At 71.1% G+C, this 26,423-nt stretch carries 21 protein-coding genes and 1 pseudogene; 7 read left to right on the top strand and 15 right to left on the bottom strand.

Features of this window, described 5'->3' with window-relative positions; genetic code table 11:
- The first annotated feature begins 62 nt into the window (after positions 1-62).
- Positions 63-860 (top strand): phosphatase PAP2 family protein, encoded by a 798-nt coding sequence (locus B0675_RS17260; protein ID WP_241539804.1) that lies wholly within the window; start codon positions 63-65, stop codon positions 858-860.
- Here the strand turns inward: B0675_RS17260 and B0675_RS17255 are convergent.
- The 8 genes from B0675_RS17255 to B0675_RS17220 all read right to left on the bottom strand — a co-directional run bounded on the left by B0675_RS17255 (position 848) and on the right by B0675_RS17220 (position 10,637).
- Positions 848-2,680, bottom strand: coding sequence for a glycoside hydrolase family 18 protein (locus tag B0675_RS17255; RefSeq protein WP_081219709.1), 1,833 nt, complete (start codon positions 2,678-2,680; stop codon positions 848-850). The genes B0675_RS17260 and B0675_RS17255 overlap by 13 nt on opposite strands.
- A gap of 128 nt (positions 2,681-2,808) precedes the next feature.
- Positions 2,809-3,261 carry a hypothetical protein gene (locus tag B0675_RS17250; protein ID WP_081221838.1) on the bottom strand — a complete coding sequence of 151 codons (453 nt, stop codon included), beginning with the start codon at positions 3,259-3,261 and terminating at the stop codon, positions 2,809-2,811.
- A 160-nt stretch (positions 3,262-3,421) separates the two neighbouring features.
- Positions 3,422-4,849 (bottom strand): FAD-dependent oxidoreductase, encoded by a 1,428-nt coding sequence (locus B0675_RS17245; RefSeq protein ID WP_081219708.1) that lies wholly within the window; start codon positions 4,847-4,849, stop codon positions 3,422-3,424.
- 32 nt (positions 4,850-4,881) lie between these two features.
- Entirely contained in the window at positions 4,882-5,682 is an 801-nt protein-coding gene (locus B0675_RS17240) for an ABC transporter permease (protein WP_081219707.1), read from the bottom strand.
- The gene (locus B0675_RS17235; RefSeq protein ID WP_081219706.1) at positions 5,683-6,612 is read right to left on the bottom strand and encodes an ABC transporter permease; all 930 of its coding nucleotides are present in this window, start codon (positions 6,610-6,612) and stop codon (positions 5,683-5,685) included.
- Positions 6,612-7,781, bottom strand: a complete 1,170-nt coding sequence (locus B0675_RS17230; protein ID WP_179165314.1) for an ABC transporter ATP-binding protein — start codon at positions 7,779-7,781, stop codon at positions 6,612-6,614. The genes B0675_RS17235 and B0675_RS17230 overlap by 1 nt, the downstream gene beginning before the upstream one ends.
- Positions 7,782-7,786: 5 nt before the next feature.
- Positions 7,787-9,034: a spermidine/putrescine ABC transporter substrate-binding protein gene (locus B0675_RS17225; RefSeq protein WP_081221837.1), complete on the bottom strand. Its 1,248-nt coding sequence runs from the start codon at positions 9,032-9,034 to the stop codon at positions 7,787-7,789.
- A 76-nt stretch (positions 9,035-9,110) separates the two neighbouring features.
- Positions 9,111-10,637 carry a gamma-aminobutyraldehyde dehydrogenase gene (locus B0675_RS17220; protein ID WP_081219704.1) on the bottom strand — a complete coding sequence of 509 codons (1,527 nt, stop codon included), beginning with the start codon at positions 10,635-10,637 and terminating at the stop codon, positions 9,111-9,113.
- A gap of 178 nt (positions 10,638-10,815) precedes the next feature.
- On the opposite strand from B0675_RS17220, the gene B0675_RS17215 reads away from it, so the two are divergent.
- Together B0675_RS17215 and B0675_RS17210 are read left to right on the top strand one after the other, a co-directional pair.
- On the top strand, positions 10,816-11,397 hold the full coding sequence (locus B0675_RS17215) for an NADAR family protein (protein ID WP_081219703.1): 582 nt from the start codon (positions 10,816-10,818) through the stop codon (positions 11,395-11,397).
- Between the two features lie 154 nt (positions 11,398-11,551).
- A complete protein-coding gene (locus B0675_RS17210; protein WP_081219702.1) occupies positions 11,552-13,171 on the top strand; it encodes an MFS transporter in 1,620 nt (539 codons plus the stop codon).
- Here the strand turns inward: B0675_RS17210 and B0675_RS42570 are convergent.
- On the bottom strand, positions 13,155-14,222 hold the full coding sequence (locus B0675_RS42570; RefSeq protein WP_107482647.1) for a DUF4190 domain-containing protein: 1,068 nt from the start codon (positions 14,220-14,222) through the stop codon (positions 13,155-13,157). The genes B0675_RS17210 and B0675_RS42570 overlap by 17 nt on opposite strands.
- Positions 14,223-14,311: 89 nt before the next feature.
- On the opposite strand from B0675_RS42570, the pseudogene B0675_RS17200 reads away from it, so the two are divergent.
- Together B0675_RS17200 and B0675_RS17195 are read left to right on the top strand one after the other, a co-directional pair.
- Positions 14,312-15,508 (top strand): annotated as a pseudogene (locus tag B0675_RS17200) (adenosine deaminase).
- A gap of 17 nt (positions 15,509-15,525) precedes the next feature.
- A complete protein-coding gene (locus B0675_RS17195; protein ID WP_081219700.1) occupies positions 15,526-16,209 on the top strand; it encodes a glycerophosphodiester phosphodiesterase in 684 nt (227 codons plus the stop codon).
- Positions 16,210-16,242: 33 nt separating this feature from the next.
- Here B0675_RS17195 and B0675_RS17190 read toward each other — a convergent pair whose 3' ends face one another.
- From B0675_RS17190 to B0675_RS17165, 6 genes are all read right to left on the bottom strand, one after another.
- A complete protein-coding gene (locus B0675_RS17190) occupies positions 16,243-16,770 on the bottom strand; it encodes a hypothetical protein (RefSeq protein WP_081219699.1) in 528 nt (175 codons plus the stop codon).
- A 63-nt stretch (positions 16,771-16,833) separates the two neighbouring features.
- Positions 16,834-18,198, bottom strand: coding sequence for an FAD-dependent oxidoreductase (locus tag B0675_RS17185; protein WP_081219698.1), 1,365 nt, complete (start codon positions 18,196-18,198; stop codon positions 16,834-16,836).
- 212 nt (positions 18,199-18,410) lie between these two features.
- Positions 18,411-18,923, bottom strand: coding sequence for a hypothetical protein (locus tag B0675_RS17180; protein ID WP_081219697.1), 513 nt, complete (start codon positions 18,921-18,923; stop codon positions 18,411-18,413).
- Complete coding sequence (locus tag B0675_RS17175; protein ID WP_081219696.1) at positions 18,907-19,398, bottom strand: RNA polymerase sigma factor; 492 nt, start codon at positions 19,396-19,398, stop codon at positions 18,907-18,909. The genes B0675_RS17180 and B0675_RS17175 overlap by 17 nt, the downstream gene beginning before the upstream one ends.
- Before the next feature lie 170 nt (positions 19,399-19,568).
- Positions 19,569-20,210 (bottom strand): class F sortase, encoded by a 642-nt coding sequence (locus B0675_RS17170; protein WP_081219695.1) that lies wholly within the window; start codon positions 20,208-20,210, stop codon positions 19,569-19,571.
- Positions 20,207-20,575, bottom strand: coding sequence for a Tat pathway signal sequence domain protein (locus B0675_RS17165; protein WP_081219694.1), 369 nt, complete (start codon positions 20,573-20,575; stop codon positions 20,207-20,209). The genes B0675_RS17170 and B0675_RS17165 overlap by 4 nt, the downstream gene beginning before the upstream one ends.
- Before the next feature lie 270 nt (positions 20,576-20,845).
- Here B0675_RS17165 and B0675_RS17160 point away from each other — a divergent pair, with 270 nt between their 5' ends.
- Together B0675_RS17160 and B0675_RS17155 are read left to right on the top strand one after the other, a co-directional pair.
- Positions 20,846-23,404, top strand: a complete 2,559-nt coding sequence (locus B0675_RS17160) for a S8 family serine peptidase (RefSeq protein WP_081219693.1) — start codon at positions 20,846-20,848, stop codon at positions 23,402-23,404.
- The gene (locus B0675_RS17155; RefSeq protein ID WP_081219692.1) at positions 23,404-26,352 is read left to right on the top strand and encodes an FG-GAP-like repeat-containing protein; all 2,949 of its coding nucleotides are present in this window, start codon (positions 23,404-23,406) and stop codon (positions 26,350-26,352) included. Before B0675_RS17160 ends, B0675_RS17155 begins: the two co-directional genes overlap by 1 nt.
- The last annotated feature ends 71 nt before the right edge of the window (positions 26,353-26,423 follow it).

Below are 26,423 nucleotides of genomic sequence, written 5' to 3'. Positions count from 1 at the left end.
GAGCCGGACACCCTGCCGTAGGTTCTACCCAGATGAGAGATACACCCCGCCCACAGGGGACTGTGGGCGATTCCGGGTCGTCGCTTCCCCAGCTTCGCCCTGGTCGTGCCCTCGCGCACACACCCGGGGCTTCCGGCTCCGGTTCTCCTCACCGATCGGACAGTCGCCCGCCCCAAACCCCCCGGGGCGCGCGACAATCCGGTCCGGACGGCCGCCCCGGAACCACCCCCCCTGTTCCGGGGCGGCCGACCCTCCTTCTCGGCCTTCCGGCCCTCCTCTTCGCGCTGATCACCTGGCAGGTCACGGCCCACGGCCCCCTCGCCAGCGCGGACGAACGCCTCAGCGACCGGCTCGTCCACCCGGCACGCGTCTGGGAACTCCTCGCCGACCTCGGCAACATCACGGTCGCCGTCCCCGTCCTGGCCGCCGCCCTCGTGTACGCGGCGGTCCGCGCCCGCCGGGCGGGCCTCCACCGCTGGTGGCTCCCGTCCACGGCGGCCGCGGTCCTGATGGCCGTCGTCCCGGCGGTGATCGTGCCGCTCAAGGAACTGATCGCCCGCTCGGGTCCCCCGGTCATGGGACCCGGCAACGGCTACTACCCCTCGGGCCACACCGCCACGGCCGCCGTCGCCTACGGCGCCGCGACCCTGCTCCTCCTCCCCTGGCTCCGCACGACCGGCGCCCGCCGCGCCCTGCTGATCGCCTGCGCGACCCTGAACGCGGCGGTCGTCACCGGTCTGGTCCTGCGCGGCTACCACTGGCCACTGGACGTGGTGGCCAGCTGGTGCCTCTGCGGGGTGCTGCTGTACTCGCTGTGGCTCTTCCTCGCCCGGACGAGCGATCGCCCTCAGCCGAAGTAGCTGTCGAAGTTCCGGGAGAACTCCCAGCCGCCGAAGCGGTCCCAGTTGATCGACCAGGTCATCAGGCCGCGCAGCGACGGCCAGGTGCCGTGGGTGGTGTACGTGCCGCAGTTGGTCCTCTTGGTGAGGCAGTCGAGGGTCTTGGTGACCTCGGCCGGGGACACGTAGCCGTTGCCGGCGTTCGTGGTGGACGGCATGCCGATGGCTATCTGGTCGGCGCGCAGCGGCGGGAAGACGTTGTTCGCGTCGCCCGCGACCGGGAAGCCCGTGAGGAGCATGTCGGTCATCGCGATGTGGAAGTCGGCGCCGCCCATGGAGTGGTACTGGTTGTCGAGGCCCATGATCGAGCCGGAGTTGTAGTCCTGGACGTGCAGCAGGGTCAGGTCGTCGCGCAGGGCGTAGATCACGGGGAGGTAGGCGCCGGCGCGCGGGTCCTGGCCGCCCCACTTCCCGGTGCCGTAGTACTGGTAGCCGAGCTGCACGAAGAAGGTCTCCGGCGCCATGCTCAGGACGAATTTCGTGCCGTACTTGGCCTTCAGGGTCTTCAGGGCCGAGATCAGGTTCACGACCACCGGGGTCGTCGGGCTCTTGAAGTTGGTGTCGCTCGCGTCGAGGGAGAGCGAGTGGCCCTCGAAGTCGATGTCCAGTCCGTCGAGCCCGTAGGTGTCGATGATCTTCGAGACCGAGGAGACGAACATGTCGCGGGCGGCCGTGGTGGTGAGCTGGACCTGGCCGTTCTGGCCGCCGATCGAGATCAGCACCTTCTTGCCGGCCGCCTGCTTGGCCTTGATCGCGGCCTTGAAGTCGGCGTCGCTCTCGACCGTCGGGCACTCGGTGACCGGGCAGCGGTTGAAGCGGATGTCGCCCGAGGTGGCGGAGGTCGGCTCACCGAAGGCCAGGTCGATGACGTCCCAACTGTCGGGCACGTCGGCCATGCGGGTGTAGCCCGCGCCGTTGGCGAAGCTCGCGTGGAGGTAGCCGACGAGGGCGTGCGTGGGCAGGTCCGAGGAACCTCCGCCGCCCCCGCCGGAGCCCGCCGAGGTGGTCGCGGTGACCGTCGCCGACTTCGCCGACTCACCGGCGTCATTCGTGGCGGTGACCTGGAAGGAGTACGCGGTGGACGCGGTCAGTCCGCTCACCGTCGCCGAGGTGCCGGTGGCCGTCTGGATCTTCGTCCCGTCGCGGTAGACGGCGTATCCGGTCGCACCGGGCACCGCCGTCCAGGACAGGCCGACCGAGGAGGACGTGACCGTGCCGGTCTTGAGGCCGGTGGGCACGGCCGGCGGCTGGCCGGCGTCGACTCCGGGGCCGGTCAGCGAGAGGTCGTCGGCGTAGTAGGTGCCGGTGCCGTACCAGCCGTGCGTGTAGATCGTGACCTTGGTGGTCGAGGCGCCGGTGCGGAAGGTGGTGCTCAACTGCTGCCAGTCGGCCGCGGACTGGGTCCAGGTGCTGACGTCGGTCGTGCCGGTGCCGCTCGCGCCGAGGTAGACGTAGCTGCCGCGGACGAACCCGGAGAGCGTGTACTGCGCGTCCGGTTTCACCGTCACGGTCTGCGAGCACTGGGCGTAGTCGCTGCCGGCCGGGGTCGCCTTCAGCGCCGAACTGCCGCTGTGCACCGGGGTGGTGACGGTGCTCGCGGCCGTACAGGTCCAGTTGGCCAGGCCCGACTCGAACCCGCCGTTCTTCGCGAGGTCCGCGTCGGCCGCACGGGCGGCCGACGAGAGCGCGGTGAGACCGGGTACGGCCAGAACGGTGGCCGTGCACACGGCGAGAATCCTTCGGCGGTGTTCGGACGGTCTGCTGCGTCTGGTGCGTTCCACTGCTGCCTCCGGGCACGGGGGAATGGGGAGGGTGGAGCGCGCCCAACTTGGTCCAGACCAATTCTGTTGTCAAGACCCCCTGCGTGTGCGGGACTTCGGGAGCTCGCCGCCGCGCGGCATCGGCACGGCTACCGGTCCCCGTTCCCGGCGAGGCCCGCCGCCGCCTCGTGCATGGCCAGTTCGAGCAGTGCCGGATCCGTGAGGGTGCCCGAGCCGTCCGGTTGCACCAGCCAGCGGACCCCGCCGGTGGCCCGGCCCGGGTAGGGCACCACGATCCAGGTGCCGGGCCCCGCGGTGCGCACCCCCGTGCCGAGCCAGCGGGCGGCGGTGCCCGCGGGCACGAAGAAGCCCATCCGCGCGTCGCCGAAGTCGACGAGCACGGGCCCGGGTTGGTCGATCACCCGGCTCAGCACGTCGAGCGTCGGATAGCCGAGTTCGCCGGGCAGGATGAGCACGTCCCAGGCCCGGCCCGCCGGGAGCAGCGCGATGCCGAGGGGATTGCGCTCCCACTCCCACCGGCAGGCCTCCGGGTCCGGAGCCACGGATGTCAGCCACTCGACCGCCGTCTTGGGCCCTGTCATGACGGAACCTCCCTCTCTCGTGACGACGCTGGTCGCGTCACAGGGGAGAGGGAGGTCCGGGGCGATCATTACGCGTGTTCCGGCTACCAGTTGGTAGTGAACCGGATCACACCGACGAGCTGGGCGTACGCCCGTGGATCACCGGGTGTGCCGCGCGCCCTCAGCTGTCGAAGCCGAGGCCCAGTCTGTCCATGGTCTTCAGCCACAGGTTGCGCCGGCCGCCGTGCGCGTCGGCGCGTGCCAGCGACCACTTGGTGAGGGCGATGCCGGTCCACGCGAAGGGCTCCGGCGGGAACGGCAACGGCTTCTTGCGGACCATCTCCAGCTCGGTGCGTTCGGTCCGCTCCCCCGCCAGCAGGTCGAGCATCACGTCCGCGCCGAAGCGGGTGGCGCCCACGCCGAGGCCGGTGTACCCGGCCGCGTAGGCGACCTTGCCCTGGTGGGCCGTGCCGAAGAACGCCGAGAAACGCGAGCAGGTGTCGATCGCGCCGCCCCAGGCGTGCGAGAAGCGGACGCCCTCCAGCTGCGGGAAGCAGGTGAAGAAGTGCCCGGCGAGCTTGGCGTACGTCTCGGGGCGGTCGTCGTGCTCGGCGCGGACGCGGCCGCCGTACGGGTAGATCGCGTCGTAACCGCCCCACAGGATGCGGTTGTCGGCGGAGAGCCGGAAGTAGTGGAACTGGTTCGCCGAGTCGCCGAGGCCCTGGCGGTTCTTCCAGCCGATGGAGGCCAGCTGGTCGTCGCTGAGGGGCTCGGTCATCAGCGCGTAGTCGTAGACCGGGACGGTGTACGAGCGGACGCGCCGGACCAGGTTCGGGAAGATGTTCGTGCCGAGGGCGACCCGGCGGGCGCCGATCGCGCCGTACGGGGTGCGGACGGCCATGCCGGCGCCGGACGGCTTCAGGTCGAGGGCGGGCGTGTTCTCGTACACCCGGACCCCGAGCCGCAGGCAGGCGCGCTTCAGGCCCCAGGCCAGCTTGGCCGGGTGGAGCATGGCGACGCCCCGGCGGTCGTACAGGCCGGCGAGGAAGGTCGGGGAGGCGACCTGTTCGCGGACGGCCTCGGTGTCGAGGAGTTCGACGCCCTCGACGAGACCCTCGCGCTCCAGCTCCTGGTGCCAGTCGCGCAGTTCGGCCGCCTGGTGCGGTTCGGTCGCGACGTCGATCTCGCCGGTGCGCTCGAAGTCGCAGTCGATGGAGTAGCGGGCGACGGCCGCCTCGATCTCGTCGAGGTTGCGGGCGCCCAGCTCCTCCAGCTTGCGGATCTCGTCCGGCCAGCGGGTCAGCCCGTTGGACAGACCGTGGGTGAGGGAGGCAGCGCAGAAGCCGCCGTTGCGGCCGGAGGCGGCCCAGCCCACCTCACGGCCCTCCACGAGGACGACGTCCCGGCCGGGGTCCCGCTCCTTGGCGATCAGCGCGGTCCACAGTCCGCTGTAGCCGCCGCCGACGACGAGCAGGTCGCAGGTGTCGGAGCCGGTGAGCGCGGGCTCCGGCCGGGGTTTGCCGGGGTCGTCCAGCCAGTACGAGACCGGCTGGGCGTCCGCGAGAGACGTCGTCCACTGATTACCACGGGTCATGGCGCTTGGGGCCATGATTTCCAACTCCCTACGAGGGTTTTCGAGCGTTATGCCTTTTGCCTGTTGCGGCGATTGCCGACGACCATTCCGGCCAGGACGAAGAGTACGGCGATGAGGAACATGGCCGTTCCGATGACGTTGATCTGAACGGGTGTTCCGCGCTGTGCCGAACCCCAGACGAACATGGGGAACGTGACGGTCGAGCCGGCGTTGAAATTGGTGATGATGAAATCGTCGAAGGAGAGCGCGAAGGCGAGCAGCGCACCCGCGGCGATGCCCGGTGCCGCGATGGGCAGGGTCACGCGCAGGAAGGTCTGCGCGGGACCGGCGTACAGGTCCTGCGCCGCCTGTTCGAGGCGGGGGTCCATCGACATGACACGGGCCTTGACGGCCGTCACGACGAAGCTGAGGCAGAACATGATGTGGGCGATCAGGATGGTCCAGAAGCCCAGCTGAGCGCCCATGTTGAGGAACAGGGTGAGCAGCGAGGCGGCCATCACGACCTCGGGCATCGCCATCGGCAGGAAGATCAGCGAGTTCACGGCGCCACGTGCGCGGAAGCGGTAGCGGACGAGCGCGAAGGCGATCATCGTGCCGAGGATCGTGGCGCCGATCGTCGCCCAGACGGCGATCTGGAGGCTGAGCGAGAGCGAGCCGCACATGTCGGCGACCCCGCACGGATCGCGCCAGGCGTCCGTCGAGAATTGCTGCCACTCGTAATTGAAGCGCCCCTTCGGCTTGTTGAAGGAGAACACCGTCACGACGATGTTGGGCAGCAGCAGGTATCCGAGCGTCAGCAGTCCCCCGATGACGACGAGATGGCGCTTGAGCCAGTTCACGAAGGTCATTTAGACCAGATCCTCCGTCCCGGACTTGCGGATGTAGAGCGTGACCATGATGAGGATCGCGGCCATGAGGATGAACGAGAGTGCCGCGGCCGTCGGATAGTCGAGAATCCGCAGGAACTGGGTCTGGATGACGTTGCCGACCATGCGGGTGTCGGTGGAGCCGAGCAGGTCGGCGTTCACGTAGTCACCGCTGGCGGGGATGAACGTCAGGAGGGTGCCGGAGACGACGCCCGGCATCGACAGCGGGAACGTCACCTTGCGGAAGGTGGTGATGGGCCGGGCGTACAGGTCGCCGGCCGCCTCGTGCAGCCGTCCGTCGATCCGCTCCAGCGAGGTGTAGAGCGGCAGCACCATGAACGGCAGGAAGTTGTACGTGAGTCCGCAGACCACCGCGAGCGGTGTGGCGAGGACCCGGTCGCCCGCCGTGAAGCCGAGCCAGTTGGTGACGTCCAGGACGTGCAGGGTGTTCAGGGCGCCGACGACCGGGCCGCCGTCCGCGAGGATCGTCTTCCAGGCGAGCGTGCGGATCAGGAAGCTGGTGAAGAACGGCGCGATCACCAGGATCATGATCAGGTTGCGCCAGCGGCCCGCGCGGAAGGCGATCAGGTACGCGAGCGGATAGCCCAGCACCAGGCACAGGATCGTCGCGGCACCGGCGTAGAGCACGGAGCGCAGGAACTGCGGCCAGTAGTCGGCGAGCGCGTCCCAGTAGGTCTGGAAGTGCCAGGTGACCTTGAAGCCGTCCTCCAGCGATCCGGTCTGGATCGAGGTGGAGGCCTGGTAGACCAGCGGGAGCGCGAAGAAGACGACCAGCCACAGCAGGCCGGGCAGCAGCAGCCAGTACGGGACGAGCCGGCCGCGCTTCTTCGGCGGTTTCTGGGCGGGTTGCGGCGCGAGCGGCGGCGCCTCCACCTCGGTGACGGTGGCCATCAGGCGGCCTCCTCCTCGGCCGTCTCGACACCGGCGGAGCCCGTCGTCCCGGCAAGCGGGGACTGGGCCGCGTCGAGGCCGAAGGTGTGCGCCGGGCTCCAGTGCAGGACGACCTCGGCACCCGGGGCGAGCCGGGAGTCACGGTCGATGTTCTGGGCGTAGACCTCGAACTCGGGGCAGACGGCGCTGTCGATCACGTACTGGGTGGAGACGCCGATGAAGCTGGAGTCGGCGATCCTGCCGGTGATGCGGTTGCGGCCGGCGGGTATCTCGCCCGCGTCGTCGGCGTGCGTGAGGGAGATCTTCTCCGGCCGGACGCCGACCAGCAGCTTGCCGCCGGTCGTGGTGTCCGCCGAACATCGCGATCCGGGGAGCACCAGCTTGCCGCCACCCGCCCGGAGGACGATCTCGTCGCCGCTCCTGGAGTCGACCTCGGCCTCGATGAGGTTGGAGGTGCCGAGGAAGTTGGCGACGAAGGTGGTGTTCGGGTTCTCGTAGAGGTCGGCGGGCGCGCCGAGCTGCTCGACGCGGCCCGCGTTCATCACGGCGACCGTGTCGGCCATGGTCATGGCCTCCTCCTGGTCGTGCGTGACGTGGACGAAGGTGATGCCGACCTCGGTCTGGATGCGCTTGAGCTCCAGCTGCATCTGACGGCGCAGCTTGAGGTCGAGGGCGCCGAGGGGCTCGTCGAGCAGGAGCACCTTGGGGTGGTTGATCAGCGCGCGGGCCACGGCGACACGCTGCTGCTGGCCGCCGGAGAGCTGGTGCGGCTTCTTGCGCGCCTGCTCGCCGAGCTGGACGAGGTCGAGCATGTCCTCGACCTGCTTCTTCACCGACTTGATGCCGCGCCGGCGCAGGCCGAAGGCGACGTTCTCGAAGATGTCGAGGTGCGGGAAGAGGGCGTAGGACTGGAAGACCGTGTTCACCGGGCGCTTGTAGGGCGGCAGGTTCGTCACGTCCTGGTCGCCGAGCATGACGGTGCCCGAGGAGGGCTCCTCCAGGCCGGCGATCATCCGCAGGGTGGTGGTCTTGCCGCAGCCGGACGCGCCGAGCAGCGCGAAGAACGAGCCCTGCGGCACGGTCAGGTCGAGGGGGTGCACGGCCGTGAAGGAGCCGTACGTCTTGCTGATCCCGGAGAGGCGGACGTCGCCGCTGTTGTCATTCGTCATCGTGGTCACGCCCCTGTGAGCTTCGCGAACTTCTCTTCGTAGGCCGTCTCTTCCTTCTGGCTCAGCGAGCGGAAGGGGTGTGACTTCGCGGCCATGGCCTTGTCAGGAATGATCAGCGGGTTGTTCGCCGCGTCCTTGTCGATCTTCGCGAGATAGGGCTTGACCCCGTCGACCGGACAGACGTAGTTGATGTAGGCGGCGAGTTCCGCGGCGGGCTCGGGCTCGTAGTAGAAGTCCATGAGCCGCTCGGCGTTCGTCTTGTGACGTGCCTTGTTGGGGATCAGCATGTTGTCGGTCGACGTCATGTATCCGCTGTCCGGGATGAGGAAGTCGACGTCCGGGCTGTCCGCCTTGAGCTGGACGACGTCACCGGCCCAGGCGACACAGGCGGCGAGATCGCCCTTGGTGAGGTCGGACGTGTAGTCGTTGCCGGTGAAGCGGCGTATCTGGCCCTTGTCGACGGCCTTCTGGAGGCGGGCGATCGCCGCGTCGAAGTCGTCGTCCGTGAAGTTCGCCGGGTCCTTGCCCATGTCGAGGAGGGTCATGCCCATGCTGTCGCGCATCTCCGAGAGGAAGCCGACGCGCCCCTTGAGTTTGGGGTTGTCGAGCAGGTCGGAGACGGAGCGGACCTCGACGCCGTCGAGCGCCTTCTTGTTGTAGGCGATGACGGTCGAGATGCCCTGCCAGGGATAGGAGTAGGCGCGCCCGGGGTCCCAGTCGGGGTTGCGGAACTGGGCGGACAGGTTGGTGTAGGCGTGCGGCAGGTTGGCCGCGTCGAGCTTCTGCACCCAGCCGAAGCGGATGAGGCGGGCCGCCAGCCAGTCGGTGACGACGATGATGTCGCGCCCGGTGTCCTGGCCCGCCGCGAGCTGCGGCTTGATCTTTCCGAAGAACTCGACGTTGTCGTTGATGTCCTCGGTGTACTTGACCTTGATACCGGTCCGTTCGGCGAACGCGTCGAGCGTGGGGTGGTGCTTCTCGCTCTTGTCGACGTCCATGTACTCGGTCCAGTTGGAGAAGTTGATCGTCTTCTCCTTGGCCGAGTGGTCCTCGGCCGAGACCCCGCCCTGGGTCTTGCCCGCGGCCGGGATGCCGCAGGCGCTCAGCGCCCCCAGGCCGCCGACGGCGAGCGCGCCGCCGGCGGACGCGCGCAGCAGGGAACGGCGGCTGAGGGAGGCCCTGCCGTTCCGGAAGCTGCGCCGCAAGGCGGCCCGTTGGACCGGGGACATGCGTTCGGGCTCGTACTGCTCCATGCTCTGGTGCCCTTTCGGAAGCGTCGCGGCCGTGGTCGCGGCCTGGTCTGCCACAGGGCCGTAGCCGGTCGTTCGGCTACGGCCGGTCCCCGAAGACCGTGCGGTGCCAGTCCTTCCTGGCGACCGCGGTGTTGTCGAACATGACGTGCTTGACCTGCGTGTACTCCTCGAAGGAGTAGGCGGACATGTCCTTGCCGAAGCCGGACGCCTTGTAACCGCCGTGCGGCATCTCGCTGATGATCGGAATGTGGTCGTTGACCCAGACGCAGCCCGCCTTGATCTCGCGGGTCGCGCGGTTGGCGCGGTAGACGTCGCGGCTCCAGGCGGAGGCCGCGAGTCCGTACGGAGTGTCGTTGGCCAGCGCGATGCCCTCGTCGTCGGTGTCGAAGGGAAGCACGACGAGCACCGGGCCGAAGATCTCGGCCTGCACGATCTCGCTGTCCTGCCCGGCGTCGGCGACGAGCGTGGGCGCATAGTACGCGCCGGACTTGAGCGCTCCCTGGGGAACCTCTCCGCCGGTGACCACGCGTGCGTAGCCACGGGCGCGGTCGACGAATCCGGCGACGCGGTCGCGCTGGGCGTGCGAGATGAGGGGGCCGAGGTCGGTGTCGGCCGCGAAGGGGTCGCCCACGCGGACGCTCGCCATCAGGGCGCCCGTCCGCTCCACGAAGGCTTCGTAGAGGGGGCGTTGCACGTAGGCGCGCGTGGCGGCGGTGCAGTCCTGCCCGGTGTTGATGAGCGAGCCGGCGACCGCGCCGTGCACGGCGGCCTCCAGATCGGCGTCGTCGAAGACGAGGAAGGGTGCCTTGCCGCCGAGCTCCAGGTGGAGGCGCTTGACGGTGGAGGTGGCGATCTCGGCGACGCGCTTGCCGACGGCCGTCGACCCGGTGAAGGAGGTCATCGCGACGTCGGGGTGTCCGACGAGGTGCTCGCCCGCCTCCCGGCCGAGGCCGGTGACGATGTTGATCACGCCGTCCGGGATGCCCGCCTCGGTGGCCGCCTCGGCGAACAGCAGGGAGGTGAGCGGGGTCAGCTCGGCGGGCTTCAGGACGATCGTGTTGCCCGCGGCGATCGCCGGGAGGATCTTCCACGCGGCCATCTGGAGCGGGTAGTTCCAGGGCGCGATGGAACCGACGACCCCGATGGCCTCGCGGCGTACGTACGAGGTGTGGTCACCGGAGTACTCGCCGGCCGACTGGCCCTGGAGGTGCCGGGCGGCGCCGGCGAAGAACGCGGTGTTGTCGATGGTGCCCGGCACGTCGAACTCGCGGGTCAGCTTGAGGGGCTTCCCGCACTGCAGGGACTCGGCCTGGGCGAACTCCTCGGCACGCTCGGCGAGCACGGCGGCGAAGCGGTGCAGCGCGTCGGAGCGTTCCCCGGGGGTGGCGCCCGACCAGCCGGGGAAGGCCGCGCGGGCGGCGGCCACGGCCGCGTCCACGTCGGCGGTGCCCGCCAGCTCGTAGGTGTACACCTCTTCGCCGGTGGCGGGGTCGACGACCGCGTGGGTGCGGCCGGACGTGCCCTTGGTCAGACGGCCCGCGATGTACTGCGCTCCGCCGGCGAGGCGGTCCTGCGCCTGGAAGCGATGGCCCGGATTGTGCATGTCGCTCTCCTCCGCCGCCCTCCCCGTCGAAACGGGGGTCGGCGTAGCTCCAGCTCGATTTGAGTGCCGATCCTGACAGAGCTGAGGGACTCCAACAAGTGATTCCGTTGTTGCCTTTTGGTTACGCGACGGAATCCTTCGACCAGGTGTCGAGTCCTGCTGGAAAAGGCGGGACGGAATGTCAGTGGTGCGTGCCAGAGTGGCGTGCATGGGGAAGATCGCCACGCGGGACGCACTGGTCAGCACCGTCGAGTCGGGGACGCGAGTGAAGTACCTGCACTTCTGGGGGCACCGCGCGCGGGCGGACGGACAGGTCGGACCGAGCTGCCTCAGCCAGTGGTGGCCGTCACCCTTCGTGGTCGAAGGGGTCGTCTACGCTACGGCGGAGCACTGGATGATGGCCTCCAAGGCGCGCCTCTTCGGGGACGCGGAGGCCGAGCGGCAGGCGGTGGACGCGGCGAACCCGGCGCTCGCCAAGAAGGCGGGCCGGCTGGTGCGCGGCTTCGACGACGCCGTGTGGGAGCGCGAGCGGTTCGGGATCGTGGTCGAGGGCAGCGTCCACAAGTTCGCGGCGCACCCGGAGCTGCGGGCGTTCCTGCAGGGCACGGGCGACCGGGTCCTGGTCGAGGCGAGCCCGCTGGACCGCGTCTGGGGCATCGGCCTCGCCGCGACCGACGAGGGCGCCTCGGACCCCCGGCGCTGGAGAGGCGGGAACCTGCTGGGCTTCGCGCTGATGGAGGCGCGGGAGCGGCTCCGGTAAGGGGCGGGCCGGTCGACGATGCGGTGATCGTCCTGCGGATGCGGCACCCCGTGAACCGGCTCAGACTGCAGAGGTGAGTGACACCCATTCGGCGCGGGGCGCGGCCGCTGAACAGGCGCCCAGGACCTCGAACCAGACGCTGGCCCTCGCAGCCATGCTCTTCGCGGTGTCGATGACGTTCATCGACCAGACGATCGTCTCCATCGCGGCCCCGGACATCGTCAACGAGCTGGGCCTGTCCGCCTCGGGCATGCAGTGGGTGGTCAACGCCTACCTGCTGTCGCTGGCGGCGTTCTTCGCCCTCGGCGGCCGTCTCGCGGACCTCTTCGGGCCCCGCCGGGTCGTCATCATCGGGACCCTGGTCTTCGTCATCTCCTCCGTGCTCTGCGGCTGCGTCCCCAAGGGGGACTTCGCCCAGACCTGGCTGATCATCTTCCGGGCGACACAGGGTCTGGGAGCGGCGCTCCTGTTCCCCGCCGCACTGGCCGTGGTGGTGGCCGTCTTCCCGGTGGAGCGGCGCGGCCGGGCCCTCGCGCTGTTCTTCGGGCTGTCCGGCGCTCTGACGGCGATCGGCCCGCTGCTGGGCGGCTGGCTCACGTCCTGGACCTGGCGGGCGATCTTCTGGGTGAACGTGCCCGTGGCCGTCGTGGCGCTCGTCCTGACGATGATGGCGCGTGTCCCGAACCGGCGGCGCGACGAGCCGCTGGACGGCGTGGGTGCCGTCCTCATCGCCGTCGGGATGGGGGTGAGCGTGCTGGGCTTCCAGCAGGCCGCTTCCTGGGGCTGGGACAGCGCGGCGACCTGGGCCTGCATCGCGGGCGGTCTGGCCGTACTCGTCGTGTTCTGGCGCTACGAACGGGGCAGGCGGCACCCGCTCGTCAATCTCGCGGTGTTCCGCGACAAGGCGTTCACCGTGGACAGCCTGGTGCTGTTCTTCGCGATGCTGGCCTTCGTCCCGGTCTTCTTCTTCGCCTCCGTCTACGCCCAGGTCTCGCTGAGCGCCTCCCCCAACCAGGCCGCGCTGTACCTGCTGTACTTCTTCGCGGGTTTCGCGATCGCCTCGCAGTGGGGCGGCCGCATGCTGGACAAGCAGGGAGCCCGGGGGCCGATGAAGATCGGCACCGTCGTCGGCGCCGTCGGATTCGCCCTGTGGGCCAACAAGCTGACCGATCTGTCGATGCACGACCAGTGGCCCTACGTGGCCCTCGCGGGCGCCGGTATCGGCTTCATCCTGGCGCCCGCCTCCACGGACGCCGTGAACCGGGCCATCGGGGCCTCGTACGGCGAGGTCACCGGCATCACGCAGACCGTCCGCAACTACGCGGCGAGTGTCGGCCTGGCGGTCCTCGGGACGATCCTCACGCACCGGACGACCGAGAACGTCGTGTCGACGCTCACGTCACGCGGGGTGTCGTCGGACACCGCGAACGGCGTGGCCAAGGACATCGCCGAGGCGGTCACGGGCAACGGCGACGCCCGGACACCCACCGGCACCGGGCCGGCCGCCAGCGCCGCGCGCGACGCGATGTCGAGCGTGCGCATGGACTTCGCCGAGGCCAACCAGTGGGTCTTCTACGGGATGGCCATCGCGCTCGGCATCGGCTATCTGATCGCGCTGCGCCACCCCGGGGGCAAGGGAACACCGGCGGTCACGGAGGGCGAACCGCGGTCGGCCCCGGCGTCCCCGTCCGAGGACGGGCACCGGACGAGCAGCGCACGGGCGTCCGGCCCGGCGACCCGCCCCGGCGGTACCCCGCCTACCTCTGCCGCGTGACCAGGGACGTGGAGAACCCGTCGTACCCGCCCGAGTCGTCGCTGCCGACATCGTCCGGGAGGGCGACGATGACCACGATCAGCGCGGCGCCGAGCACGATGCCGACCGACCCGCAGATGATCCCGGCCAGCGCCTGCCCCGGGTTCGTCGCCTCGCCCTTGCGGACCCTGCCCCGGCCGATCACGCCGAAGACCACGGCGAGGATGCCGAGCACGATCGCCAGGGGCCACGCGCAGAACAGGACCGCGGCGATGATGCCGAGGACGAGCGAGGCGGTGCCCAGGCCGTTGCTCGGGGCGGGCGGTCCCGCGGGCCAGCCGTAGCCGGGCACGCCTCCGTACGGGGACGGGCCGCCGGGGTACTGCGGATAGCCGTAGCCGTACGGGGAGTGCCCGGGCCCGCCGGGGGCTATGGGCGGCGGAGGCACGGGCTCGCCCGGGCCGGGCTGCGGATAGGGCGTGTGCGCCGCGGGAGCGGCGAACGGATTGTCCCGGACGGGGCCGCCGGGAGCCGCGGGTCCGGGCGGGAAGCCGGTGCCGGGGAGCGAGGTGATCGTCGGCAGCCCGTACGCGGGAGGGGGTGTGGTGCTTCCGCCGCCCCGCGCGCTCCGGCCGGACGGGTCGTCCTCGGGCGCCGCCCAGGGGTTGGTCTCCTGCCGGTGGTCGGCGTCGCCCTTGCCGAGGGAGACCTGCGGGACAGGAGCCTGACCCGCAGCGGAGCCGGAAGCGTGGCCCGGCCCACCGGACGCGGAGCCCGCATCGCGGCCCGGAGCGGCGAACGGCCCGGTTCCCTGGGCGGGCACGGACGATCCCGGCCCGTCGGCCGGGGCGCGGTCCGCCGGGGGCGGGGTCTGTTCCCTGCCGTCGCCGGGCTCGCCGGTCACGGCGTACTGGGGGCCGTCACCGACCGCGCCGTCCACCCACCGCGCGCCGTCGTCGGCCCGCGTGGCGTTCTCACGCTCCGCCGGCGCGGTCCACCCGTTCCCCTGAGCCGTCGGTGTCCACGCGTCGTCGTCACGTGGTGTCTCCGGCGTCCTCGCGTCCTCGGACATGCGCGAAGTCCCCTCTCTTCTGCGTGCCGACATGCTACGGCCCGGGCGTGTCCCGTGGATCTCCACGGTGCGACGGCCTGCCCGCGACGGTGGCCCGGCCGTCCCGGACGGGCCGGGGCCGCCCTCCCGGGGCCGCGGCCTACGATGATCCCGAGTCATCGATCAGCCGATCACCCGCGTCCCGCCGAGCACCGTCCGGAGACGCCGTTCCGGGGAGGAACCCCTTGACCGAGCACATCACCGCACGCGACGACGTCCGCGACCTGCACTCCTTCATCGCCGGACTGCCCAAGGCCGAACTCCACGTCCACCACGTCGGATCCGCCTCCCCGCGCATCGTGTCCACGCTCGCCGCCCGGCACCCCGACTCGATGGTGCCGACCGACCCCGAGGCACTGGCCGACTACTTCACGTTCACGGACTTCGCCCACTTCATCCAGGTGTACCTGTCCGTCGTCGACCTGATCCGCACACCGGAGGACGTCCGGCTGCTGACGTACGAGGTGGCCCGGGACATGGCGCGTCAGCAGGTGCGCTACGCCGAGCTGACCATCACGCCGTGGTCGTCCACCCGGCGCGGGATCGACGAACTGGGCTTCATGGAGGCGATCGAGGACGCGCGCCGGGCCGCCGAGGCGGAGCTGGGTGTCGTCCTGCGCTGGTGCTTCGACATTCCGGGCGAGGCCGGTCTGGAGGCCGCCGAGGAGACCGTGCGGCTCGCGACCGACGACCGGCTGCGGCCGGAGGGTCTCGTCTCGTTCGGGCTCGGCGGCCCCGAGATCGGCGTTCCGCGGCCGCAGTTCAAGCCGTACTTCGACCGGGCGATCGCGGCGGGTCTGCGGTCGGCGCCGCACGCCGGTGAGACGACGGGCCCGGAGACGGTGTGGGACGCGCTGAACTTCCTGGGCGCCGAGCGCATCGGGCACGGCACGAGTTCCGCGGGAGACCCCAAGCTGCTCGCCCATCTCGCCGAGCACGGGATCGCCCTGGAGGTCTGCCCGACCTCGAACATCGCCACGCGGGCGGTCCGCACCCTCGACGAGCACCCCATCAGGGAGTTCGTGGCGGCCGGGGTGACGGTCACCGTCAACTCCGACGACCCGCCGATGTTCGGCACCGACCTCAACAACGAGTACGCGGTCGCCGCCCGGCTGCTCGACCTGGACGAGGCCGGCGTCGCCTCGCTCGCCCGCAACGCGGTGGAGGCGTCGTTCCTCGACGAGGCCGGCAAGGCGAAGCTCGCGGCCGAGATCGACACGTATGCCGCGACATGGCTGGCGCTCTGACCCAGCACAATGGGCGCATGCGCACCGTGACCGCAGTCGCCCACCGCGGCGACCCCTATCGCGTCCGTGAGAACACGATCGACTCGCTGCGTTCCGCGCTCCACCGGGGCGCGGACGCCGTCGAGATCGACGTACGGCTGACGCGGGACCGCCTGCCCGTGCTGCTGCACGACGACACGCTCAACCGGCTGTGGGGGCACGACCGTCCGCTGCGGTCGCTGTCCTCCGACGAGGTGAAGGGCCTGACCGGAGGCGGTGTGCCGACGCTGGCGGAGGCACTCGGGGCGACCGGCGACCACCGGATCATGGTCGATCTGCCGGGTCCGGTGGACGAGAAGGCCGTGCGCGAGGTCGTGGACGTGGTGCGCGCGTGCGGGGCGCAGGAACGGGTGTACTACTGCGCCGGTGCCCCGGCGATGCTCGCGGTCCGCGCCGTCGACCCGTCCGCCGAGATCGCGCTGACCTGGACGACGCTGGCACCGCCGCGCCCGGCACTGCTCGACGCCGTGCGTCCGCGCTCGCTCAACTACCGCTTCGGGCTGGTGGACCGGGAACTCGTGGCCCGGGTCCACCGGGACGGTCTGCTGGTGTCGGTGTGGACCCCGGACACCCGGCGCACCATGCGCCGCCTCGTCGCCGCGGGCGTCGACTCCGTCACGACCAACCGCATCGACACCCTGGTCGCCCTCCGCGACGGCTGACCGCGCGGCGGGAGCCGAGGCTGCCGGCGGCGCTCAGGTGGCCGGGACCGGCGCGCTCCCCCGGTCCGGGGCGAGGGCCTCCAGGCGCTTGATCTTCTTCCGGACGACGTACAGCGGGATGACGCCGAGGACTCCGAAGGAGAGGTCGATGAGCGTCCACCAGAAGGGGATTCCGCGGACCGGTCCGCAGATCAGGGCGAGGGGGACGATGCCCGCGCAGGCGATCATCCCGAACTCGACGACCCAGATGTTGCGGACCGGATCGCGGTACGGGCCGTAGAACGCGACCGCGATCACCAGGTGGGCGAAGGCCAGCCAGTCCGTTCCGTAGAGCAGGAACGGGTAGTCGGCGTCGGCGGTGTCGAGGCCGCGGCGGACCCGCTCGATCCAGTCCGTCAGGGCGGGAAGGTGCTCCGGCACGGACAGGGACCGCAACAGGTCCTCGGTCCAGCGCAGTTCGTGCACCAGGGGGAAGGCCGTGGCACCGCTGAGCACCAGGCTGACGACGAAGAAGACAAGCCACGCACGGATGCCCTTGAGCAGGGCGGCTCTGTCGCTCATATCCGAAGCCTACGCTCCGAGTTGAACGCGTTCAAAACCGCCCCTGCCCGGGGTCCGTACGGCTCAGGCGCCGCTCGCCTTCAGCATGTCCTCGCGCTCGACGAGCTTCACGCGCTCGCGGCCCTCGGGCTCGCCCAGCGCCTTCTCCGCGGCGTCCAGCCGGTACCAGCCGTCCCACGTGGTGAAACGGACGTCGCGCTCGCCGAGGAAGGCGTCGACGGCCGCCGGGTCGGGCGAAGTGGGCTCGGGCAGACGGCCGTTCGCGTGGTCGTCGAGCAGGCTCGCGACTGTCTCGTTGGCGTCGCCCTTGGTGTGACCGATCAGACCGATCGGACCGCGCCGGATCCAGCCCGTGACATAGGTGGAGCGCAGGTGCTCGCCGCTCTCCTCGATCACACGGCCGGCCGCGTCCGGGACCGTGCCCGAGTCGACGTCCCAGGGCAGCTTGGGCAGGCTGTCGGAGAGGTATCCGACGGCCCGGTAGACCGCGCTGACGTCCCAGTCCTTGAAGGCGCCGGTGCCCTTGACGTTTCCGGTGCCGTCGAGGGCGGTGCGCTCGGTGCGCAGGCCGACGACCTCGCCGTTCTCGCCGAGGATCTCGGACGGCGACTCGAAGAAGTGCAGGAACAGCTTGTGCGGGCGGTCGCCGGCGTCGCGGATGGCCCAGTTCTCCAGGGTCTTGGCGACCATGTCGGCCTGCTTGTTGCCACGCCGGGTGGCGATCGAGCCCTCGTCGTAGTCGATGTCCTCGGGGTCGACGATGACCTCGATGTTCGGCGAGTGGTCCAGCTCGCGCAGTTCCATCGGGCTGAACTTCGCCTGCGCCGGGCCGCGGCGGCCGAACACGTGGACCTCCAGGGCCTTGTTGGCCTTGAGTCCCTCGTGCACGTTCGGCGGGATCTCGGTGGGCAGCAGCTCCTCGGCGGTCTTGGCGAGGATGCGCGCCACGTCCAGCGCGACGTTGCCGACGCCGAGGACGGCGACCTTCTCCGCCTCCAGCGGCCAGGTGCGCGGGACGTCGGGGTGGCCGTCGTACCAGGAGACGAAGTCGGCCGCGCCGTACGAGCCGTCGAGGTCGACGCCCGGGATGTCGAGGGACCGGTCGGCCGTGGCGCCCGTCGAGAAGATCACCGCGTCGTAGAAGGCGCGCAGGTCGTCGAGGTTGATGTCCCGCGGGTAGTCGACGTTGCCGAAGAGGCGGATCTGCGGCTTGTCGAGCACCTGGTGCAGGGCCGTGATGATGCCCTTGATCCGGGGGTGGTCCGGCGCGACGCCGTAGCGGATGAGGCCGAACGGGGCCGGCATGCGCTCGAACAGGTCGATGGACACACCGGGCTCGGCGGCCACTGCGGACTTCAGGAGCGCGTCGGCGGCGTAGATTCCGGCGGGGCCGGCTCCGACAATGGCTACCCGCAGAGGGCGAGGCATGATCAGGTTCCCTTCGGGCAGAGGCAGGGGGCTCGACGGGAAGCCTAAGCTAAGGCAAGCCTAAGTCAGTAGGCGGGTCCGGGCTATGACCTCATAAGCGCGCCTTATGGGTGTTCAAGGACTGCGTTATGAGCCGACCGCGGCTCCCTCTCCCGACCGGAGCCGCCGGGCCCCCACCCCCCGGCTCACGGCGCCTCCGGAACCCCTTCCGGCTACCTCCGCACCGCGCTCGAAGGCGTCGGGCCGACGCCGGTCCGGACGGCCGAGGGCTCGACGGAGACGGAGGTCGGAGTCGCGGACGGCCTCCGGGTGGGGACGGACGAACGGGCCGGACCGCGCGGGGTGGGCACGGTCCTCGGGGCCGAGGTCGCCGAGGTCCGCGCGGCGGGGTCGCTCGCGCTGGGCCGGGGGCTCTCGTCGCGGCGCGAGGGCGCCGGCTCGGGCACGGTCGACGGACTGCTCGCGGGCGGTGGTGCCAGCGGGACCGTCGGCGCGGCGGGGCCCTCGGGCTGGGCCGCCCGGAGCGGCAGCGCGACGAGCAGGGCGACCGCACAGGCGAGCCCGGCGCCGAGCGACGCCCGGAGCAGCCGTCGGCGGGCCGCGCCCCTGCGAATGGCCTCGTACCGGCCGGCAGGGGGTCCGAGCAGGTCGGAGGGGGGTCGCAGGATGACGGCGAGCGGGTCGTCGGGCTCGAACTCCGGGCCGTCGTCAGCGTGTGTGATCAAGGTTTCTCCTCAGGTGCGCGCGGAGCAGTTCGCGGGCCGCGTGGAGATCGGCCTTGACGGTCCCTTCTTTGCGCCCGGTCAGCACGGACACCTCCCGGATCGGCATGTCAGCGTAGTAGTGCAGCAGGATCGGGACGCGCAGCCGTTCGGGCAGGGACTGCACGATCAGCCGGACCGAGGGGTCGGTCTGTTCGTTGGGCGGGCCGAGCGCCGCCTCGGTGGTCGCCCGGTGCACGGCCCGGCGCTCGCGCTCCAGCTTGCGCCAGTGGTCCCGCACGAGGTTGGCCGCGGTGACGTAGAGGAAACCGCGGGGTTCGGCCACGGTCGTCCAGCGCGCCCAGAGCCGGGTGAACGCCTCCGAGGCGATCTCGTGCGCGGTGCCGTCGTCGTCGACGAGACGGCGGCACCAGCCGGCGAGGCGCGGGTAGAGGGCGGCGAACAGCTCGGACGCTGCCTTCTCGCGGGACCCTTTCAACACTCTCCATGGTCGTGACGGAATGCGAGGGACGGGATCCCGGGCCGCGGACGTACGGTCCATCGGCCCAGGATCGCGCCTCGGGCCCCCGGGGGGACCCTGCGGTTGTGCGGCGGTTGTGCGACGGCCACGCGGCACCCGGCGGCAACCGAGCAGCGTCCGCCCGGGTGTCAGGGGCTCGCGGGGCGGAGCGCCGCGAACACGATCACGTTGTCGGCGTAGCCGTCGCCGGTGCGGGGGCCGCCACAGGTGATGAGCCGCAGCTCCGGGCGGTCCACGTCTCCGTAGACCGCGTCGGACGGGAACTCCGCCTTGGCGACGGTCCGTACGGAGGAGACGGCGAACACCGCCGACGTGCCGTTCTCCAGGCGCACCTCGATCCGGTCGTCCCGGCGCAGCCGTGCGAGCCGGCGGAAGACACCGTCCCCGTACGCGCCGACCGTGACATGGCCGAGGATCACCGAGGGGCCGGTCTGTCCCGGCGTCGGCGAGTGGCGGTACCAGCCGGCCCGGTCGTGCGCCACGACCGGCGGCACCTGAACGCTGCCGTCGGCCGCCAGCCCCAGCCGCATGACCGGGGTGTCGACGTCGATGGCGGGGATCCGCAGCCCGACCGGGACCGAACGGCCCAGCGCCCGGACGTGCCGGGTGCCGCCCGACGCGGACGGCGTTGTGCCGCCCGGCCGTTCGGCCGTGCTGCGGCCGGTGGCGTTCGCCTCGGCCGGGTCCCGGCCGTCCGGGGAGCCGCCGCAGCCCGCGAGCAGCGTGGCCAGGGCCACGGCGGTGAACGCGCGCCTGGAGAGGGCGGTCATGCTCCGGTGGCCCGGCGGCGGCGCACGACGAGGAACGTCGCGCCCCCGGCGGCGAGCAGCGCGGCCGCGCCGCCGCCGACGAGCCCGCCCTGTCCGCCGGACGAGCCCGATCCCGAGACCGTCACGCCGGTGTCGGGCGCTCCGCTCGGCCGGACGGACACCTGGCGCCCGGCGGGCGCCCGCGTGGGCTCGGCGCTCGGGACGGCGGAGGGCGTCCGGCTCGGCGAGGTGCTCGCCGGAGCGGGTGCGGAGGTGACCGTGGGCCGGGTCGAGGGGACCGGGGACGGCCCGTCGGCGAACGCGGGCAGCGCGCCCGCCAGCACGGCGGTGCACGCAAGTGCCATGGCACTGAGGACGGTTCGCATGAGTGGCTCTCTTTCGTCGGTCCGCCCGCCGGTGGGAACGGCGGGCTGTGGTGTGGATCGAGCGGAGAGACGAGGCAGCGCGGTGCCGGGTTGTAAAGAACGGGCAAAGGAGCGAGGCGCGGCGGGAAGGCACCGGCGCGCAGGGGAAGTTCGCGCTCCGGCCGTGGAGCGTTCGCCTGACGTCCGTTCCCGCGGCCCTGTAATGCCCGAGTAACGGCCCCTGCCTAGCGTCCGGGCTCCCCCCCGTTCCGTTCCTGGAGGAGCACTTCGATGCACCTGCCCCGACCGCCTCGGCGCAGACACGCTGTCTGGGCGGCGGCCGCTCTCACCGCGGCCGCCCTGCTCACCGCGCCGCTGCCCGCAGCCGCCGCCGACTCCGGCACCACCCCGTCGGCCAAGGTCGACTCCGCCCTCTCCACCGCCGTCGCCAAGGGTGGCGACGCCACCTTCTTCGTCGTCCTCAAGGACCAGGCGGACCTGTCCGCCGCCAGGAAGAAGAAGTCCCACGCGGCGAAGGCCGAGGCCGCGTACAGCAAACTGCGTGCGCACGCCCGGACCAGCCAGAAGTCGATCGACTCGTTCCTCGACGGGGCGAAGGTCGGCCACACCGACTACTGGATCGCCAACGCCGTCCAGGTGACCGGTGGTCAGGACCTGGTCGCGAAGCTGGCCCGGCGTTCGGACGTCGCGTCCGTCGTCAAGGCGCGGACGTACCGGCTCGACGACGTCCGGACCGCCGACACGAAGATCACCACATCCCGCACGGACTCCTCCGCGAACGGCGACGACACCCCCGAGTGGGGCGTCTCCGACATCAAGGCCGACCAGGTGTGGGACAAGTACGGCACCCGCGGCGAGGGCATCGTGATCGCCAGTGTCGACTCGGGCGTCCAGTACGACCACCCCGACCTGGTGGCCCAGTACCGGGGCAACAACGGCGACGGCACGTTCACCCACGACTACAACTTCTACGACCCGTCGGGCACCTGCCCCGCGGACGGCACCCCGTGCGACAACAACGGCCACGGCACCCACACCATGGGCACGATGGTCGGCAAGCACGGCATCGGCGTCGCGCCGAACGCCACATGGATCGCCGCCAAGGGCTGCGAGGCGTCCTCCTGCTCCGACGCGAGCCTGCTCGCGGCCGGCCAGTGGATCCTCGCCCCGACCGACCACACCGGCCGGAACCCGCGCCCCGACCTGGCACCGAACATCGTCAACAACTCGTGGGGCGGCGGCGACACGACGTTCTATCAGGACATCGTCGAGTCCTGGAACGCCGCGGGCATCTTCGAGGCGTTCGCGGCGGGCAACGACGGTGACGGCGTCACCTGCTCCACGGCGCACGCGCCCGGCTCCCAGGAGACCTCCTACGGCGTCGGCGCGTACGACTCCACCGGCAGGATCGCCTCGTTCTCCGGCTTCGGCCCCTCGCTCGTCGACGGCTCGGCCAAGCCGAACATCTCGGCCCCCGGCGTCGCGGTCGAGTCGACCTGGCCCGGCTCCTCGTACAAGACCGAGTCCGGTACGTCGATGGCCACCCCGCACGTGGCGGGCGCGGTCGCGCTGCTGTGGTCGGCGGCCCCCTCCCTCATCGGCAACATCGAGGAGACGCGCGACCTGCTCGACGAGGGCGCCCGCGACGTCGACGACACCCACTGCGGTGGCACGGCCGACATGAACAACGTCTGGGGCCAGGGCAAGCTCGACATCCTGGCGTCGGTGGACAAGGCCCCGCACACGGCGGGCACCGTGACCGGCAAGGTCACCGACCGGGCCACCGGCGCCGCCCTGTCCGGCGTCACCGTCAAGGCCACGAACGCCACCTCCGGCACCCGCACGGTCACCACCGGCGCCGACGGTTCGTACACACTGGCGCTGACTCCGGGCACGTACGACCTCGGTGTCGGCGGCTACGGCTACGCGGACGGCTCCGCCACCGGAGTCACGGTCGCCGAGAACGGCTCCGTCACCCAGGACTTCGCGCTCGCCGCGGTCGCCGTCCACCGGGTCACCGGCACCGTCCTGGACGTCACCGGGAAGCCGCTGGCCGGCGCGCGCGTCGAGCTGAAGGGGGCGCCCGCCGCCCCGGTCACCACGAACGCCAAGGGCGCGTACGCGTTCCCGATGATCGCCGAGGGCGCGTACACCCTCACGGTGCAGCCCGCCGCGCCGACGCTGTGCAACGGCGTCTACTCCGGTGCCGCCACCGTCGGCGCAGGCGACCTGACCAAGGACGTCCGCGTCCCGGCCCGCTCCGACGCCACCGGCAACAGCTGCGCGCCGGCCGCGTACTCCTGGATCGCGGGCACCAAGAAGGTCGCCCTGAGCGGTGACGAGGACGCCACGACGATCACGCTGCCGTTCTCGGTGAAGCACTACGGCGTCGGCTACTCGACCGCTTCCGTCACCACCGACGGCCTGGTGAACTTCCTCGCCCCCCGGGTCGGCGACTACACCAACACCGCGCTGCCCACGGTCAGGAACCCCAACGGCTTCATCGCCCCGCTCTGGGACGACCTGACGCTCGACAAGAAGTCGTCGGTGCAGACGGCCACCACCGGCACCAAGGGCAGCCGCACGTTCGCCATCGTGTGGAACGACGCCGCCTACGCCACCGGTGGCGCGGGCCGCGCCACCTTCGAGGTCCTCTTCGACGAGGCCACCGGCGCCGTGACCCTCCAGTACAAGTCGGTCGCCGACCACGGCGCGGGCGCCACCGTCGGCATCCAGAACCAGGCCGGCAGCGACGCCCTCCAGTACTCCTTCGACCAGCCGGTCGTCACCGACGGTACGGCCGTCCGCTTCACGCAGGGAGCCAAGTGATGAGAGCCCACCACTCGCGCAGGGGCCTTCGGCTGGCCTCCGCCCTGGTCGCGGCGGGGCTGTGCCTGAGCGCCGCTCCGCAGGCGCTGGCCGCCGACGACGGCGACGGCGCGATGAAGCTGACCAGCGCCGAGGCCAGGACGCTCGCCGCCCACGTCACGCTCGACGCGTACGGCGACGACGCCACGCGGATCAGTCCGAAGCCGTCGGACCAGCCGCAGGCGGCGCCCGGCGGCACCGGGTCCGCGACGGCTTCGGACGGCGGCTCGAAGCCGGCCGGCGCGGCCACCGACGCCGACCCGGCCACCAATGTCACCTTCACCGGCACCTCGGCGCTGGAGGGTGTGCGCGGCATGGGCGCGACCGTGCCCGTCGGCGCCAAGGGCGACTACTTCACCCTCAACTCGCTCGGCAACGTGCAACGGCACACCGCCGACGGCAGTCCGGTGTGGGAGCGCACCAACGCCTCGCTGTACGCCGACTGGCAGGTCAAGCCGAGCCGCCCGTGGCAGACCGAGCCGTATCCGGCCCGCATCCTGATGGGCTACAACGCGGTCTCGCCGTTCTCGTCGACCTCCGACTCCGGATTCAGCACCGGTGACCTGACCGGCGACGGCAGCGACGACCTGGTCTTCACCGCCAGTGTCGGCTCGTCGCCGTACCGTCCGTTCACCTCGCCCGGATCGTCGCTGCCCACCGGCACGTTCGTGACCGTGGTCGACGGCAGGACCGGCGCGACGCTCTGGTCGAAGCTCTACGACTACGCCTCCATGGTGAAGATCGTCGACGGCACGCTGCTCGTCGCCGACGCGCCGCGGATGAGCCTCAACTCCCCGGCCGCCGACACGGCGAAGCTGACCGGCACCCGGTTCTCGTACGCCGGCGGGAAGTTGACGGCGGACGCGACGTGGACGTACGACACCCAGGAGGCCGGCGAAGCCAACTGGGGTGACATCCAGGAGCTGGGCAAGGGCAAGGTCGCCGTCTCATGGGACCGGGCCGAGGCGGCGGGCGTCGCCCCTCGCGGCCGTACCCTCGCCCTCGACCTGGCCGACGGCTCGGTCACCTGGCAGACCGACAGCATGCTGTACAGCCGCCAGTTGCGGGTGGACACCGCCCGCAAGCGGATCGTCGCCGTCGAACAGGCCGAATCCACCGACGGTGTGGGCTACGAGGTCGCCGCGTACGACACGCGGACCGGGCGGCGCGCGACGCTGGACAGCCGTACCAACGTGCTGCCCACCGCGCTCACGATCGGTGACCTCACCGCCAAGGCGGGCGACGAGTACGCGGTCGCCGAGTCCTCCCTGGACAACGACCTCTGGGTGAACGCCAGCACGGTCCGGGTGCTGAACGGCACCGACCCGAGCAAGGTCCTGTGGTCGAACACGGTCAAGCGTGCCGCCGACAACTTCAAGGACGGGGCGAGCATCTGGCGCCTGCAGATGGTGGACGGCAGGCTCGTCACCGCCGCGCAGGACGACGAGAAGCTCGATGCGGCGGAGAACCCCGGCGGCGCCCGCCTCGCGACGCTCACCGTGTTCACCGCCAAGGGCGAGATCGGCTGGCAGGAGAAGGGCCTCGGCGCCTCGCCGATGTACCAGGACGTCTTCGCCGACGACCAGGGCACCCATGTGCGGGTGGTCGACCAGACGCAGAACATCCGCACCTACCGGCTCGGCAACGGCAAGCAGGAGAGCCTGACGCCGCTTCAGGCCGACATCTCCCACGCGAAGGCCGTCGACCTGGACAAGGACGGCACGTCCGACGTCGTCATGGGCGGTTCGTCGGACGGCGTGTGGGCCTACTCCGGTCCGTCGCTGGTCACCGGCAAGCCGGAGAAGCTGTGGCAGGCCACGGTGCCCGGCGCCGTCACCGGCATCGAGACCGGTGACGTCAACGGCGACGGCCGGCCCGAGGTCGTCGTCGCCGCCGACACCGCGGTCGTCGTCCTCAACGGCAGGACCGGCAAGACGCTGGCCACCATCGACGGCGGCGGCCGGTTCGTCCGCTCCGTCAGGCTGGCCGACCTCGACGGCGACGGCGAGCTGGACATCCTCGTCCCGACGAACAGCCTCGACGCCTACTACGGCGACGGCCACAAGCTGTGGTCGTACACGGCGCCCAAGAGCGCGGGCGACGTCGTCTTCACCGACCCGTCGTCCGGCGACGGGCGGGTCTACGCCTCGTACACCAGCGTCGACGCGATCAACCTGGACAAGCCGGCGGTGGCCGCGGTCGCGCTGAACGCCGCGACCGGCAAGGCCAAGTGGGACGTCGTGCCGACGGCCCCGTCGGACTCGACCGACGGCGTCGTCCACGCCGCCGTCCCGAACGACGGTGTCTTCGCCTCGAAGGAGATCCCGTACGCGGGCGGCCACGCGGTCGCCTACGTGTGGGAGATCATGGCGCACGCCGGGGCGGACGCCACCGACGGCGACGGCCTGTTCAACTACGTGGAGATCCGCGACGGCCGCACCGGTGAGGTGCTGCACGGCGCCACCGCCGGCGGTCTGTGGACGCACCACGGGTTCTTCACGGGCAACGGAAGCCTGTACGAGGCCGGCACGGCGTCGTACCGCCGGTACAGCGGCGAGGGCACGACCGACTCCATGGTCTTCACCATCCCGACAGCCCTCGGCGGCGGTCTCGCGACCGGCCCCGGCGGCCGCCGGCTCCTGATCGGCGCGGTCGAGGGCGGCGTCTACGCCTTCGACCCGAGCGTCTTCGACACGGCCGAGGGCACCTACGCGCCGGCCCTCGGCAGCGGCATGGTCGCGGGCGGCGGCGAGATGCTGGCGGCCGACCTCGACGGCGACGGTGTCACCGAGGTCCTGTCGCTCAACACGGACGAGACGACGTCGGACCGGATGGCCGAGAGCATCGGCGGCCGGTTCCTGACCCAGGACAACGCCCTCCACCAGGTCGTCACGTTCAAGCTGTCCTGACCCTCCCGACGGCCGGCGGCCCCGGTCCACACCCCGCGCACGACAGAACCCCCGGACATCGGCCGGGGGTT

This window comes from Streptomyces sp. M41(2017), assembly GCF_002078175.1.
In the GTDB taxonomy this organism is placed as follows: Bacteria; Actinomycetota; Actinomycetes; order Streptomycetales; family Streptomycetaceae; genus Streptomyces.
The sequence above is the reverse complement of the archived record's forward strand: the minus strand, read 5'-3'. Positions and strand labels throughout refer to the sequence as shown.

What these genes read in the sequence shown, in the direction of transcription:
- B0675_RS17250 (WP_081221838.1), bottom strand. Translation starts at nt 3,261, where the DNA reads ATGACAGGGCCCAAGACGGCGGTCGAGTGGCTGACATCCGTGGCTCCG.
- B0675_RS17245 (WP_081219708.1), bottom strand. Translation starts at nt 4,849, where the DNA reads ATGGCCCCAAGCGCCATGACCCGTGGTAATCAGTGGACGACGTCTCTC.
- B0675_RS17240 (WP_081219707.1), bottom strand. Translation starts at nt 5,682, where the DNA reads ATGACCTTCGTGAACTGGCTCAAGCGCCATCTCGTCGTCATCGGGGGA.
- B0675_RS17235 (WP_081219706.1), bottom strand. Translation starts at nt 6,612, where the DNA reads ATGGCCACCGTCACCGAGGTGGAGGCGCCGCCGCTCGCGCCGCAACCC.
- B0675_RS17230 (WP_179165314.1), bottom strand. Translation starts at nt 7,781, where the DNA reads ATGACGAATGACAACAGCGGCGACGTCCGCCTCTCCGGGATCAGCAAG.
- B0675_RS17225 (WP_081221837.1), bottom strand. Translation starts at nt 9,034, where the DNA reads ATGGAGCAGTACGAGCCCGAACGCATGTCCCCGGTCCAACGGGCCGCC.
- B0675_RS17220 (WP_081219704.1), bottom strand. Translation starts at nt 10,637, where the DNA reads ATGCACAATCCGGGCCATCGCTTCCAGGCGCAGGACCGCCTCGCCGGC.
- B0675_RS17215 (WP_081219703.1), top strand. Translation starts at nt 10,816, where the DNA reads ATGTCAGTGGTGCGTGCCAGAGTGGCGTGCATGGGGAAGATCGCCACG.
- B0675_RS17210 (WP_081219702.1), top strand. Translation starts at nt 11,552, where the DNA reads ATGCTCTTCGCGGTGTCGATGACGTTCATCGACCAGACGATCGTCTCC.
- B0675_RS42570 (WP_107482647.1), bottom strand. Translation starts at nt 14,222, where the DNA reads ATGTCCGAGGACGCGAGGACGCCGGAGACACCACGTGACGACGACGCG.
- B0675_RS17195 (WP_081219700.1), top strand. Translation starts at nt 15,526, where the DNA reads ATGCGCACCGTGACCGCAGTCGCCCACCGCGGCGACCCCTATCGCGTC.
- B0675_RS17190 (WP_081219699.1), bottom strand. Translation starts at nt 16,770, where the DNA reads ATGAGCGACAGAGCCGCCCTGCTCAAGGGCATCCGTGCGTGGCTTGTC.
- B0675_RS17185 (WP_081219698.1), bottom strand. Translation starts at nt 18,198, where the DNA reads ATGCCTCGCCCTCTGCGGGTAGCCATTGTCGGAGCCGGCCCCGCCGGA.
- B0675_RS17170 (WP_081219695.1), bottom strand. Translation starts at nt 20,210, where the DNA reads ATGACCGCCCTCTCCAGGCGCGCGTTCACCGCCGTGGCCCTGGCCACG.
- B0675_RS17165 (WP_081219694.1), bottom strand. Translation starts at nt 20,575, where the DNA reads ATGCGAACCGTCCTCAGTGCCATGGCACTTGCGTGCACCGCCGTGCTG.
- B0675_RS17160 (WP_081219693.1), top strand. Translation starts at nt 20,846, where the DNA reads ATGCACCTGCCCCGACCGCCTCGGCGCAGACACGCTGTCTGGGCGGCG.
- B0675_RS17155 (WP_081219692.1), top strand. Translation starts at nt 23,404, where the DNA reads ATGAGAGCCCACCACTCGCGCAGGGGCCTTCGGCTGGCCTCCGCCCTG.